The 12117-nt window shown below is 46.7% G+C and carries 14 protein-coding genes; 8 read left to right on the plus strand and 6 right to left on the minus strand.

Features of this window, described 5'->3' with window-relative positions; translation table 11 throughout:
* Window positions 1-81 precede the first annotated feature (81 nt).
* Window positions 82-459, minus strand: a complete 378-nt coding sequence (locus D3H65_RS17830) for a winged helix-turn-helix transcriptional regulator (RefSeq protein WP_119051608.1) — start codon at window positions 457-459, stop codon at window positions 82-84.
* A gap of 368 nt (window positions 460-827) precedes the next feature.
* Between D3H65_RS17830 and D3H65_RS17835 the strand changes: the two genes are divergently transcribed.
* The 3 genes from D3H65_RS17835 to D3H65_RS17845 all read left to right on the plus strand — a co-directional run bounded on the left by D3H65_RS17835 (window position 828) and on the right by D3H65_RS17845 (window position 3350).
* On the plus strand, window positions 828-1865 hold the full coding sequence (locus D3H65_RS17835; RefSeq protein WP_170163502.1) for a PhoH family protein: 1038 nt from the start codon (window positions 828-830) through the stop codon (window positions 1863-1865).
* 438 nt (window positions 1866-2303) lie between these two features.
* Window positions 2304-2705, plus strand: coding sequence for a nuclear transport factor 2 family protein (locus tag D3H65_RS17840; RefSeq protein WP_119051609.1), 402 nt, complete (start codon window positions 2304-2306; stop codon window positions 2703-2705).
* Window positions 2706-2789: 84 nt separating this feature from the next.
* Window positions 2790-3350 (plus strand): inorganic diphosphatase, encoded by a 561-nt coding sequence (locus D3H65_RS17845; RefSeq protein ID WP_119051610.1) that lies wholly within the window; start codon window positions 2790-2792, stop codon window positions 3348-3350.
* A 170-nt stretch (window positions 3351-3520) separates the two neighbouring features.
* On the opposite strand, the gene D3H65_RS17850 is transcribed toward D3H65_RS17845, so the two are convergent.
* Window positions 3521-4291, minus strand: a complete 771-nt coding sequence (locus tag D3H65_RS17850) for a C40 family peptidase (protein WP_119051611.1) — start codon at window positions 4289-4291, stop codon at window positions 3521-3523.
* Window positions 4292-4461: 170 nt separating this feature from the next.
* Between D3H65_RS17850 and D3H65_RS17855 the strand changes: the two genes are divergently transcribed.
* Together D3H65_RS17855 and D3H65_RS17860 are read left to right on the plus strand one after the other, a co-directional pair.
* Window positions 4462-5028: an RNA polymerase sigma factor gene (locus D3H65_RS17855; protein ID WP_119051612.1), complete on the plus strand. Its 567-nt coding sequence runs from the start codon at window positions 4462-4464 to the stop codon at window positions 5026-5028.
* A gap of 30 nt (window positions 5029-5058) precedes the next feature.
* Entirely contained in the window at window positions 5059-5418 is a 360-nt protein-coding gene (locus tag D3H65_RS17860) for an anti-sigma factor (protein WP_119051613.1), read from the plus strand.
* Between the two features lie 24 nt (window positions 5419-5442).
* Here the strand turns inward: D3H65_RS17860 and D3H65_RS17865 are convergent, their stop codons facing one another.
* Window positions 5443-5919, minus strand: a complete 477-nt coding sequence (locus D3H65_RS17865) for a nucleoside deaminase (protein WP_119051614.1) — start codon at window positions 5917-5919, stop codon at window positions 5443-5445.
* Between the two features lie 101 nt (window positions 5920-6020).
* On the opposite strand from D3H65_RS17865, the gene D3H65_RS17870 reads away from it, so the two are divergent.
* Complete coding sequence (locus D3H65_RS17870; RefSeq protein WP_119051615.1) at window positions 6021-7847, plus strand: M61 family metallopeptidase; 1827 nt, start codon at window positions 6021-6023, stop codon at window positions 7845-7847.
* A gap of 330 nt (window positions 7848-8177) precedes the next feature.
* On the opposite strand, the gene D3H65_RS17875 is transcribed toward D3H65_RS17870, so the two are convergent.
* Window positions 8178-9239, minus strand: a complete 1062-nt coding sequence (locus tag D3H65_RS17875; protein WP_119051616.1) for a hypothetical protein — start codon at window positions 9237-9239, stop codon at window positions 8178-8180.
* Window positions 9240-9511: 272 nt separating this feature from the next.
* Between D3H65_RS17875 and D3H65_RS17880 the strand changes: the two genes are divergently transcribed.
* Entirely contained in the window at window positions 9512-9946 is a 435-nt protein-coding gene (locus D3H65_RS17880) for a DoxX family protein (protein WP_119051617.1), read from the plus strand.
* Window positions 9947-10039: 93 nt separating this feature from the next.
* On the opposite strand, the gene queD is transcribed toward D3H65_RS17880, so the two are convergent.
* The gene (gene queD / locus D3H65_RS17885; RefSeq protein ID WP_119051618.1) at window positions 10040-10396 is read right to left on the minus strand and encodes a 6-carboxytetrahydropterin synthase QueD; all 357 of its coding nucleotides are present in this window, start codon (window positions 10394-10396) and stop codon (window positions 10040-10042) included.
* Between the two features lie 98 nt (window positions 10397-10494).
* Window positions 10495-11367 carry a DUF4382 domain-containing protein gene (locus D3H65_RS17890; protein WP_119051619.1) on the minus strand — a complete coding sequence of 291 codons (873 nt, stop codon included), beginning with the start codon at window positions 11365-11367 and terminating at the stop codon, window positions 10495-10497.
* 414 nt (window positions 11368-11781) lie between these two features.
* Here D3H65_RS17890 and D3H65_RS17895 point away from each other — a divergent pair, with 414 nt between their 5' ends.
* Entirely contained in the window at window positions 11782-12102 is a 321-nt protein-coding gene (locus D3H65_RS17895) for a peptidase associated/transthyretin-like domain-containing protein (RefSeq protein WP_119051620.1), read from the plus strand.
* Window positions 12103-12117: the final 15 nt, after the last annotated feature.

Genomic DNA, 12117 nt, shown 5'->3' on the forward strand with positions numbered 1-12117 from the left:
CGCTTATTCCCAAAAGCCAACTCTTTACCTCTCAAAGCAAAAGTGTATTCTTCTGAATTCTGTATCCTGTATTCTATATTCTTAATTGCTCCTCCGCATCACCCGCTTCCTGTGCTGTACACCCCAGGCATGCAATTCATCGATCACTTTTTTCAGACTATTGCCATAAGGTGTGCGGGTATATTCCACAGCTACCGGGATCGTATCATACACCGTACGTTGTACCAGCTCATTGATCTCAAGATCCTTCAACTCTTTCGAAAGCATTTTTGCCGTGATCCCTTCCACCTGCCTTTGTATTTCCTTAAAGCGCATAGGGCCAGTCGACAACGACATCAGGATGAGTAATTTCCATTTGCCATGCAGTATATCCAGCGCATCCTGCACCGGCATCATCTGCTGTTTGCACTCGGGACTGCTAAGTCGATGCTTTTCAGTAATCTCACCAATAATAGCCATATGAAATATTGTTTTGGTAGCCTAAAGAAACCCGGTTTCCAATGGTTAACCGGTTACGAAAAGATACCAAACAATTGCTGCCAAAAAAAGTTTACCAAACCCTGGCATAATTCTTTTACAAAAAGTTAAGATGAACATAATATGCCTTGACGACTAACCATGTAACTTCAATACTAAACGCATCAGTATTGTGCTGCTATAAAACCCATTTCCGCGAAATCCTAAATATTCTATAATCACCATTTTCCACACCTTGTTAATAAGTAACTTTGTATGGAAGCCATTACAAAAATTATATTTGGAATAGCTGCATGGGTTAGCAGTATCGACACTATCGGTACACTATTGTGAACTTAAACTGAAGTGAATTGACAGAAACTATCATCAGCCTGGAAGCCGTAAACCCTATTGAGTTTTTCGGTGTTAACAACGGTAAATTAGATATCCTCAAAAAGAGATTCCCGCTATTAAAAATTCTTTCCCGCGGTACCCAACTTAAATTAAGCGGCTTACCCGAACAAGTGGACAATGCAAAAGAGAAGATTGACCTCATCGTTCAATACCTCCAGCGCAATGGCCATATGAGCCAGAATTACTTTGAGCAAATACTCGGTGGAGATGATGCGGAAACCGTTGATAATTTTATTGAACGCAATCCCAACGACGTGCTCGTTTTTGGTCCCAACGGGAAAACTGTCCGTGCCCGTACCATCAACCAGAAAAAACTGGTGCACGAAGCAGAGAAAAATGATGTCGTATTCGCCATCGGACCAGCCGGTACCGGTAAAACCTATACCGCAGTAGCACTGGCAGTACGCGCATTGAAAAACAAGGTGGTCAAAAAGATCATCCTCACCCGCCCTGCCGTAGAAGCAGGAGAAAGCCTCGGTTTCCTCCCCGGCGATCTTAAAGAAAAGATCGACCCCTACCTGCGTCCTTTATACGATGCATTGGACGACATGATACCGGCCGATAAACTGGGCTATTACATGAGCACCCGTGTTATTGAGATCGCACCCCTCGCCTACATGCGTGGCCGTACCCTCGATAACGCTTTCATTATCCTGGATGAGGCACAGAATGCTACCGACCTCCAGATCAAAATGTTCCTCACCCGTATAGGCGCCAATGCAAAGGCCATTATCACAGGTGACATGACACAGGTTGACTTACCCAAGAACCAACGCAGCGGCCTCGAAAAAGCCGTACGTATCCTGCGCAATATTGATGGCATTGCCCATATTGAGCTCGATGAGGAAGACGTGGTTCGTCACCGCCTCGTAAAAGCCATCATCAAGGCCTACGACCGCGACCAGAAAGAAAACCCGCCGCCGGAATATACTCCCGGCAACTGGAGGGGCAACCGCAACAATAAATTCGACGAAAAGCCCCATACCGAAGGGTAATTATCAATAAGTAATTTTAACCCAGCCCAGGCCTTATAACCTGGGCTTTTTCGTATCTTCAATACTAGCTATCGCCTCCTCTTTACGGACCCGGAAAATATACCCGCAAGCGATTAAGGGGCATTGTCGATGCCCCGTCCACCTTCTTCAGCAGTCAGCCGGCAACCCGATAGCGACATTTCCCCGACACTTTAGCGACCATACAGCGACCTTTCAGCGACGTTATAGCGACCTTATAGCGATATGCCTCCGTATATCCTTCATACATAGGCCGTTGTACAGCCGTATGTCAGCCGTGTAACCAACTAATAGTACTAAAAGCTGTCCTGAATGCCCCTAAAAAGGGGAATATTGTCAAAAGTTGGAGAAAATACACCCAAACCCCGGTACTCAACCTCTCCCGTTTAGTTTTCATCCCGAATCCTTTACTTTTGCTCTATGATTAGATATGTTACAATAGCCGCCCTGGTCGTAGGATTAGTAGCCTGCTCGGGCAATAGCGGTTATCAACCAGCTGAAGACGCCCAGGATGCAGGCCGCCAATTCATACGCGCCTCCCTCGATGGCAACTATGAAAAAGCCAAATTCTACCTCCTGAAAGACGATGATAACCTTACCCTCCTCAAAAAACAACAATCCAATTACCAGAAAATGAGCAGTGAGGACAAACGCTCTTTCGGAGACGCCAGCATCCTTCCCCTGGAAATTCAACCACTTAACGACTCAGTCACCAACTACAAATACAACAACTCTTTCCACCCAAAAGATACCACCACCATCCGCATCGTGCGCATCAACAACGAATGGCTGGTAGACCTCAAATCCGTCATTAAAATGTAGTGCTTTCCAACTACCACCCACAACGATTGACATTGCCTGATTAACGACCATCTATACTTTGTACAACATTTAATAGTAATCAGCATGACCACAACAATTTCTCATCCCTGGCACGGAGTGCCATATGGCGCCAATGCCCCCCGTATCGTAAATGCAGTGATCGAGATTCCACAGGGCTCGAGAGCCAAGTATGAAATTGACAAGGAAAGCGGCTTGCTCAAACTCGACCGCGTAATATACTCATCCTTCTATTATCCCTGCAACTACGGTTTCATTCCCCAAACCTATGGCGACGATAAGGATCCCCTGGATATCCTCGTCATCACTTCCCTGCCCGTGCAGGCATTATGCCTCATGGAAGCCAAGGTAGTAGGCGTTATGCAGATGGTCGATAGCGGCGATGCCGACGACAAGATCATTGCCGTAGCCGCCAATGACCCCGGTGTCAACCATTACAACAACATTGAGGAACTTCCACGTCACTTCTTTGAGGAACTACGCCACTTCTTTGAAGAATACAAAAAACTCGAAAATAAAACAGTAGTAGTAGAAGAGTTTGGCGACAAATCAATGGCCCTGAAAGTAGTGCAGGATGCCATCGAAACCTATAGAGAACATTTCAGCCCCAAGCTGCTCACAAAATAAGCTACATTTAAAAAATTAAAAGGACCCGCGGTATCACTCCCCGGGTCCTTTTTTTATTTCAATCTCTTAAGTACGTACCTCCGCTGCATCCTGCGAAGCAAACGCATTGCCGTTTGCCGATTCACGACTGCCGACTGCCGTTTGCCGTTTGCCGTTTGCCGGCTGCCGATTCACCAATACCGCTTAATGATCCGCAATTGATGCGTACGCAGTCCTGTATCCGTATGCACAATCCCCGCATTATCTATTTTATCGATCCGCACTTTTCCCGATGCATGGATGATCTCCTGCTCATTCAGCAGAATGCCCACATGCGTAATCCGTCCTTCCGCATTGTCAAAAAAAGCCAGGTCGCCACAACGCACCTCCTGCAAAAAGCCTATACTTTCCCCCTGCGTGGCCTGCAGGTACGCATCCCGCAGCAAAGGAATATTGAAAAAGCGGAATACCATCTGGCAATAGCCGCTGCAATCAATGCCAAAAATAGAGCGGCCACCCCACAGGTAAGGCGTATTTAAAAATCGTTCAGCCCTGGCTTTAATAGCTTCAGCAGTAGGTACCGCACCTGCCACATTCCAGGCACTTCCTGTGGTATATTGGAGTTTGTAAGGTCCGGCCTGTATCACCTCCTGTGCCGGTGCCAGCACCGGTGTACCCATTGGCACCCAGGCAGTCACCCCATTGATCAGCACTTTATCTGTCCAGTCGCCCACATACAGACCATTGTCCCTATAACCCGGCAACGATTCCACAATAGCCACCTGGCTACGCTGACACCAGCCTTCATAACCATCATGCAGGCAACGCAACTTCACAAAATACTCCGCCTCTTCCAGCAGTTCCCCCCCTTCTCCCAACAACAGCTGACTGATCATCTCACTCTTATGGCTCGATTCCGCCCGCAGAGGACTTACAGGAACACAGCATATAATAAAGGGCATAGTAATTCCAAATTTTAAACAAAGAAACAAAAAACCATCCAGTCTTTGCTACACCCATCTCCCCCTATAACCTTTCTCCTTATCAGCCTTTCAACTTATTAACCTATTAACTTTTATGAAAATTACGCGCTTCTGCATCTTACTAAAAGAAAATAGTTAATTTTCGCCTGGTGAAACATGATCAATATGCACATATAACCGACCAGCAACTGTTGGAGCGCTTTTATGCCGACCATAACAACTATTGGCTGGGGATCCTGTTTCAACGGTATACCCTCCTCCTCCTGGGTGTGTGCATGAAATACCTGAAAAATGAAGAGGAGGCCAAAGACAGTGTTCAGCAGATCTTCCTCAAAGCCATTACCGAACTGACTAAATATCGCGTAGATTACTTCAAATCCTGGTTCTACATGGTGGCAAAAAATCATTGCCTCATGAAAATACGGGATAACCCCTTCCGCCAAACGGAGATCAAAGAACAAATGGCCATTACACCAGAAGAAGATAACGGCCTGAGAGATCACCTGGAAAAAGACCGGCAACTGGAATTAATGGAGGAAAGCCTGCGCGAACTCAACAACGAGCAGAAACTGTGCGTAACTTTGTTTTACCTGGAAAAGCGTTCCTACAACGAAATAGCCGAACATACAGGCTATTCCCTGCCCCAGGTCAAAAGCTATATTCAGAACGGAAAAAGGAACCTTAAAATATTATTGGACAAAAAACTCAATAGTTGATCAAATAATGCAGAACATGCTATCAATGCCATGAACAATGACTTGTTAAACATATTATCAAACAGTAACAAGGATATCGACAACCAGAAGCTGATGGACTACCTGGCAGGCAAACTGTCTGAACAGGAAAAAAATGAAGTCGAGCGCTGGATGGCCGATAATGACTTTGCCAATGAAGCCGTAGAAGGCTTGCAGGACTTTTCCAGCAAGAAAGACATCAACGTCTATGTTGATCAGTTGAACAAAGAGCTGAATCAATACATCAGGCATAAAAAACATCGCCGCGAACGCCGTAAGTTCCAGGAACAACCCTGGACCTACCTCGCCATCTTCCTCGTATTATTACTCATCATCCTGGGCTATATTGTTGTTAAAAAACTTCAACAATAGCCGCTCGTAGCTCGCCGCTTGTCTTCAATACTTCACCTTATCCGGCTTCTCTATCCACTCTTCAAATAACTTCACCGCTTCTTCCCTGCCTATATTCAAAATGGGGATCTTCCTGCTTTCCATGGGTACAGTAAGCTCTTCATAAATAAAAGAATCATCAAACCCGGCATCAGCCGCATCAAATCGCGTACCGCCAAAGAATACTTTATCCGGCCGCGCCCAGTAAATAGCCCCCATACACATCGGACAGGGCTCACAGGAAGTATACAGCTCACAGCCCGTAAGCTGGTGCACCTGCAGGTGCTGACAGGCATTGCGGATCGCCATCACTTCCGCATGCGCCGTAGGATCATTACTGGAAGTTACCGCATTGCAGCCCTGCCCCACTATCTTATCATCTTTCACGATCACACACCCGAAAGGCCCTCCCTCTCCATTATTCATACCCTGGCGTGCCAACTCAATAGCCGCCTGCATAAATTGATGCTCCCGTTCCGTCATATCACCTTAATTTGATCACTAAATTACAAACAATCCGGCAGGCCATACCCGTAAGTACCCTGTCAAATATTGGCTATCTTGCCCACCTTTAAATGCTCAAAATGAAGAAATTTCTGTTGCTCTCGCTCTGTTTATCCTCATTGTCCGCTGTGCTGGCTCAAAAGGTAAGCTATATTGTATCTTTTCCCAACATCGTGCACCACGAAGCTAAGATCGTTGTAATCGCTACCGACATTCCCCAAAAAACCGCCGTCTTCCGCATGAGCCGCTCCTCACCCGGCCGCTATGCCACCCACGAATTCGGTAAAAACGTGTACGATGTAAAAGCCTTCGACCGAAGCGGCAAGCCCCTCGCCATCAACCGTACCGATGGCGACGTATATGAAGTGCCCCGCCAGGATGGTTATGTACGCGTGGAATATACCTTGTATGCCAATCACCCCGATGGTACTTATGCCGGTGTCGACCAAACCAGCATCCACTTCAATATGCCTGCTACCTTCATGTGGGTAAAAGGACTGGAAAATGCCCCCATCGATATTAAGTTCGATATCCCCGAAGGAAAAAAATGGACCGTTGCCACCCAGTTAAAACCGGTTGACGGCAACCCCTTCCTGTTTACAGCTCCTGGACTCCAGTATTTCATGGACAGCCCTACCAAAATAGGCGACCTCCTTTGGAAAGAATGGACCCTCAAAAATACAAATGGAAAGAGCTACCGGTTCAGGCTCGCCCTGGAAGCCAAAACTTCCGATTCAGCCGCCACCGCCTTCGCCCGTAAAGTCCAAACCATTACCGAAGAGGCCCAGGCCATCTTTGGTGAAGTACCCGCTTACGATTATGGCACCTATACCTTTATTGCCAGCATCAACCCCTGGGTAAAAGGAGATGGTATGGAACACCGCAACTCCACCATGATCAGCGTGCCGGCCAATTTTGACGGCAGCAACTACCTTCTGGATGTCTTTTCCCATGAGTTCTTCCATTGCTGGAATGTAGAACGCATACGCCCCAAAACACTGGAGCCTTTCAACTTCGAAAAAAGCAACATGAGCAATGAGCTTTGGTGCGCCGAAGGATTTACCCAATACTATGGCGATCTCCTCATCACCCGCTCGGGCTACCAGACCGTTGAAGAGTACCTGCCTGCCCTGGCCGGCCTCATCAATACCAAAGAGAACAGTGCTGGCGCCAAAAGATTCTCGCCCGCAGAAGTGAGCCGCCATGCCGTTTTTGTTGATGCAGGAGTTGCCATCGACAAGAACAATTATGCCAACATGTACACCTCCTACTACCCTTATGGTGGTGCCATTGCCCTGGCCCTCGATCTGGAACTTCGTACTCGTTTCAGCAACCTCACCCTCGACAGTTACATGACAGCCCTCTGGAAGAAGTTTGGCAAAACCGAAGTCTCCTACACCATACCCGGACTGGAAGAAGTCCTGGCCGATCTTACCGGCGACAAGAAATTTGCAGCCGACTTCTTTGCCAAATACGTTAATGGCCATGAATCCTATAATTACAAACCCCTCCTCGAAAAAGCCGGACTGGTCTTAAAAAGGGCCAACGAAAGCAAACCATGGCTGGGCTTTGTACAAATGAAGGAAGGCAATAACCTCACCATCACTTCCAATACCGTGATCGGCACCCCCCTGTACAATGCCGGTCTGGATATCGATGATCAGCTGTTAACATTGGATGGTAAACCCGTGAAAAAAACCGCCGATTTGGAGCCTATTCTGAAAGAACATAAGGTGGGCGATGCCATCCAGGTAGAATTTGATCACCGGGGCGAAAAGAAAACAGCCACCCTTACCCTCATCGGCAACCCTTATTTCAGCATCCTGACCTTTGAAAAAGACGGACAAACCCCTACTGCCGAAATGCTGGCCTTCCGCAAAAGCTGGTTCGGCAACAAAGTAAAATAACCGGGCTTTCATAGATGCCCAAAAAGAAAGGCGGATCACCTTGTAGCGTGGCTTTACAGCGCTGCGGGCGGCTCACCTTCATAAAAGAAAAGAGCCTTGCAGGATCATACCTTGCAAGGCTCTTTTCTTTATTATTTCGTCTCAACTTCCTTTGTCATCTCGAACGGATATCCTTCCCCTTTTTGTCTCTCGAACAGATATCTTTCCCCGTTTTGTCATCTCGAACAGATATCTTCCCCGTTTTGTCATCTCGAACGAAGCGAAGCGGAGTGAGAGATCTGCTATCGAAGCAAACGACTGCCGATTATCGACTGCCGATTGCCGGCTCCCCTACTGATACTGAATATACATCGGCTTCGGCTTCAGCGCCAGCACCTCTTCAGGCGTCATAATACGGCTACCGGGTTCCCGGAAATCATTCTTATAAAACAGCTTGAATCCGGTAAACTGAACAGGCTCCTTATGAATAAATGATTTATACGTAGTGATCTTCCTTGCCTTGGCGCCCCAGCCATCCATATCCATCACGATCTGTACTTCTGGCTGAAGCTTGATATTCTTATAATTCGTCACCATGGCTTGCGTAAAGCGGTGTACCACCAGTATCTTGGGAGGCAGGTTGTTTTCCTTTACGATCTTAGCCAGGTAATTCGTTACATAGTTGATATCTGCTGCATCAAAGCTGCCTATCACAGAACCCGGCTTGGCGCCCGTCTTCATAGAGAATTCAGGATCGATCCCGAAATGCACATTCGGCATTTTGAAGTATTGCTCAAATTGAGGCACCTCATCCTGCACCGTACCCAAACCCACCTGTATATCAATGAATACCAAGGCGTTGATCTTGGCTGCCATGGCTATCACTTTGTCGATTTCCTTAAAAGGCATCCGGAGACGGTATTTCTTGGCCGCACCAGGACTTCCTTGTGCCGTTACAGCTATATAATGCAGGGCTGGCACCACTTCTACCGCGGTATCTGCCGCCTGCCAGCGCTTTACTTCACCTTGCAGCTTCTCCAGCATTTGCTGTTCGGGCAGTTCACCCAGGATACCCATTTGTTTGGAATACAGGTTGCCGTAAAAAGCCAGTACCCGTTTCATCGGAAGAATAGCCCCGGGCAGCGGATAATCAGCTTTCACAGGCCATTTACCTGTGGAATCGCCATTCACCATCAGCTTTGTACTGGCATCATACCAGGCAGAGTCCAGAAATGAGGTAGCTGCTGTGGTAGCCGGTACTTCCGGAGCTGTTTTTTTCTCAGTGGTGTCAGTTGCTTTTTTGCCAATCCCAGCTGCCTCAGCAGAAGTAGACTGACAGTTACTAAACAAGGAGATGCATACCGTTGCTGTTGCGCAGAGTGTAGAGGCCTGTAACCAGGTCTTTTTGTTCATAGTGAATTATGTTTTGAGGGAGGACAGAATACCTACGGCCTCCGGGTTTGGTTCATAGAAGATTGCAAATATAGGTAACACTAAAAACGTACCAGTAATAAAAATAGTATGTATTGTTAATAAGACGAGTTCGGATACAGCACACGTTGATAAAACATTGTTAATACATACCATTATGGCTCTCAAAAATTAATCCCCCGCCGAAGTATCAAACCTGATATTAGTTGTAATTTTATAGTGACAATTTTCAATCGTTCTTTAAAATCTTTGCCATGAGTACGCTTCAACAAATCCACAATTGGAGCCTTGTACATCATCCCCGCTGGCTCGTAGTCATTCGGGTGGCACTCGGCATTTTGCTGATCTACAAGGGTATCTCCTTTATGTTCAACTCCCTCCAGGCCCATCAATTATTGTACAATACCGTCTTCAGTTCCTCTGCCGACGCCATTATCATTGGCATCACCTGGGCCCACTTATTGGGTGGCTTTCTCATCATTATAGGGCTGCTCACCCGCTGGGCCGTTTTGCTGCAAATGCCCATCCTGCTGGCCGCCATTATCATCATGGCCAATCAGTATGGCATCTTCGCATCAGGTGCCGACCTGCCCTTTACAGTCATCATTTTTGTATTGCTGGTATTCTTCCTGGTAGAAGGCGGAGGCCCCCTGTCATTGGACAATTATTTCCGGCATAACCCGAAATGAGTCTGGAAGAAAGTCGGAAAGTCAGAAAAGTCCGCAAGTCAGTAAGCAAAGGCTCTTGCCTTCCGGAGTCTTCCGGACTCACGGTCTTCCGGACTAGTTTCCATTATAAACCACGCCCGAGGTGGGCGTTTCATGTAATTCCAAGTGGTCCATGGCTGGCAGCAGCGGCTTTAGCCGGTCCCATATCCATACCGCAATGAGCTCACAGGTAGGGTTTTCCAGCCCGGCTACATAGTTCATGCATTTATGGTCCAGCTCAGCCACCACAGGCTTTACAACACTCTTCAGCACCGCAAAATCCATCACCCAGCCCAACTGCGGATCAGGCTGCCCCTTTATCCATATCCGCAGCCGGTAAGTATGCCCGTGCATTTCCTTGCACTTATGGCCATCAGGCACATTGGGAAGAAAATGGGCCGAATCGAAAGTAAATTCTTTATAGATCAGCATAGAAGTCCTTAAGCCCCAAAGTTACGGGCTTATACACAAAAAAGTGGAGCTGAAACAGCCCCACTTCCTTCAATTGGTATCTGATCTAATGGTATTGACTATTTATGCAGGATCACCTTATCCAGCTTTGTTTCCCTGTTCCGGCGTATCTCTACCCCCGTGATCGTAGTGTCCTGGTAGCCATTCGAAGCATTCACAAACACACTGTAGGTGCCCTCTTTCAGGCCTCTTACCTTAAACTGGCCATTGATCCAGGGAATAGCATAACCCGTATCTGTGGCATTGTATACACTCACCACCGGGTAGGCATCTTTAGGCAATACCTGCCCTTCCAGGCTGCCCGTAGTTTTGATCGTAAACAGCCTGATCACCGGCAGCAGGTAGAATTTGCCATCCCTTACCCGGATGATCGACCTCGATACATCAAAATCAAGCCACAACTGGCTACGGCCCGGGCTCCACTCATCCCATTCGCCGCCCTTCAACTTCAGTGTAATCGTGGCCTGTGTTCCGGGGAATAAGGTCAACGGATAATTAACACTATCTTTTACCAGAGAATTATTCGCACCCAGTTCAATCTTGATCTTCTTGATCCTGCCTTCAGGAATGAGCCCACTGGCCAACAAAGTATCCGCTCCATTGCGCAAAGTAAGCAGGTCATAAACCCCGGGCGTAATGTTCAGCGTTTCCCAGTTTACGCACTTATCATCATCATCGTCGTCATGATTGCCATGATGGTCGTCGTCATCCTTGTTTTTATCACAGGTATCTACCAATACCTTTACACTCTTAATATCAATGAGAACTTTATCAAACAATGCGGGATCATCACTAAGGAACAACTTGACTTCTTGCTTGCCGGCAGGCACCGGATCATCTTGCGTGGAACTATCTTTTGAACAGGCAAAGAGAACAACAGCAATAGTTAACACCATCGAGCCTAAGCCCAATAGCCTTCCTTTGGTGGTCATATATGTAAGCGTTTTAAGTGGTGAATAGAACCGTCTCGATCCCTATATATCAAGTTCTATGCCTACCGTTAAAAAAGTGGAAAAAAATATGTTACACGGTTGTAAACGTCCCCGGTCCGGCAGTACAGAAATTCCGATTTAAATATAAAAATTTGTTATAACCCTGTTGCTATAAACCCCGGAAACGCCCTTTTACGTATATTCTTTAAACACCTTCTCCTCTCTCCTGCCTTTCATTTACCCCTATTTAAAAATCTTCTAAATAAATAGTCCACCATTTTGGTAGACTTAATATATATCACTATTATTGCACTCAGAACAAATAAGAGATGCTACCACAATATTCAAAAGCACGATGTAGATAATTCCTCCTAACAGGAATACACACCTATTGTTCATTCAAAATTTATTGACATGAGATCTACATCCGCCTATAGCTGGCTGATAGCTTTACCAGCACTTATCATGAGCCCCTCGGATATATTTCCGTCCAAACCAGTGAAGATCGAAGGCAATGTTATTCATAGCCTCAATGGCAGGCAGGTAGAGAATGCCTATATCTATATCGTATCGGGTGAAGAAGAAGCGCTCTCGGGGAAAGACGGCGTATTCACCATTTCTACCTGGCAGCAATTACCGGTAACCCTGGTTATTGAGCATCCCAAATACAGGTCCAAACAGATCAGCATCAAAGATCCGTCTAAAAAAACAGTTATAAAACTAGATCCGAAATAGTCATACAGCTACTCC

Source organism: Paraflavitalea soli (assembly GCF_003555545.1).
Classification (GTDB): domain Bacteria; phylum Bacteroidota; class Bacteroidia; order Chitinophagales; family Chitinophagaceae; genus Paraflavitalea; species Paraflavitalea soli.

What these genes read in the sequence shown, in the direction of transcription:
- D3H65_RS17895 (WP_119051620.1), top strand. Translation starts at nt 11,782, where the DNA reads ATGAGATCTACATCCGCCTATAGCTGGCTGATAGCTTTACCAGCACTT.
- D3H65_RS17890 (WP_119051619.1), bottom strand. Translation starts at nt 11,367, where the DNA reads ATGACCACCAAAGGAAGGCTATTGGGCTTAGGCTCGATGGTGTTAACT.
- D3H65_RS17850 (WP_119051611.1), bottom strand. Translation starts at nt 4,291, where the DNA reads ATGCCCTTTATTATATGCTGTGTTCCTGTAAGTCCTCTGCGGGCGGAA.
- D3H65_RS17865 (WP_119051614.1), bottom strand. Translation starts at nt 5,919, where the DNA reads ATGACGGAACGGGAGCATCAATTTATGCAGGCGGCTATTGAGTTGGCA.
- D3H65_RS17845 (WP_119051610.1), top strand. Translation starts at nt 2,790, where the DNA reads ATGACCACAACAATTTCTCATCCCTGGCACGGAGTGCCATATGGCGCC.
- queD (WP_119051618.1), bottom strand. Translation starts at nt 10,396, where the DNA reads ATGCTGATCTATAAAGAATTTACTTTCGATTCGGCCCATTTTCTTCCC.
- D3H65_RS17880 (WP_119051617.1), top strand. Translation starts at nt 9,512, where the DNA reads ATGAGTACGCTTCAACAAATCCACAATTGGAGCCTTGTACATCATCCC.
- D3H65_RS17840 (WP_119051609.1), top strand. Translation starts at nt 2,304, where the DNA reads ATGATTAGATATGTTACAATAGCCGCCCTGGTCGTAGGATTAGTAGCC.
- D3H65_RS17860 (WP_119051613.1), top strand. Translation starts at nt 5,059, where the DNA reads ATGAACAATGACTTGTTAAACATATTATCAAACAGTAACAAGGATATC.
- D3H65_RS17870 (WP_119051615.1), top strand. Translation starts at nt 6,021, where the DNA reads ATGAAGAAATTTCTGTTGCTCTCGCTCTGTTTATCCTCATTGTCCGCT.
- D3H65_RS17830 (WP_119051608.1), bottom strand. Translation starts at nt 459, where the DNA reads ATGGCTATTATTGGTGAGATTACTGAAAAGCATCGACTTAGCAGTCCC.
- D3H65_RS17875 (WP_119051616.1), bottom strand. Translation starts at nt 9,239, where the DNA reads ATGAACAAAAAGACCTGGTTACAGGCCTCTACACTCTGCGCAACAGCA.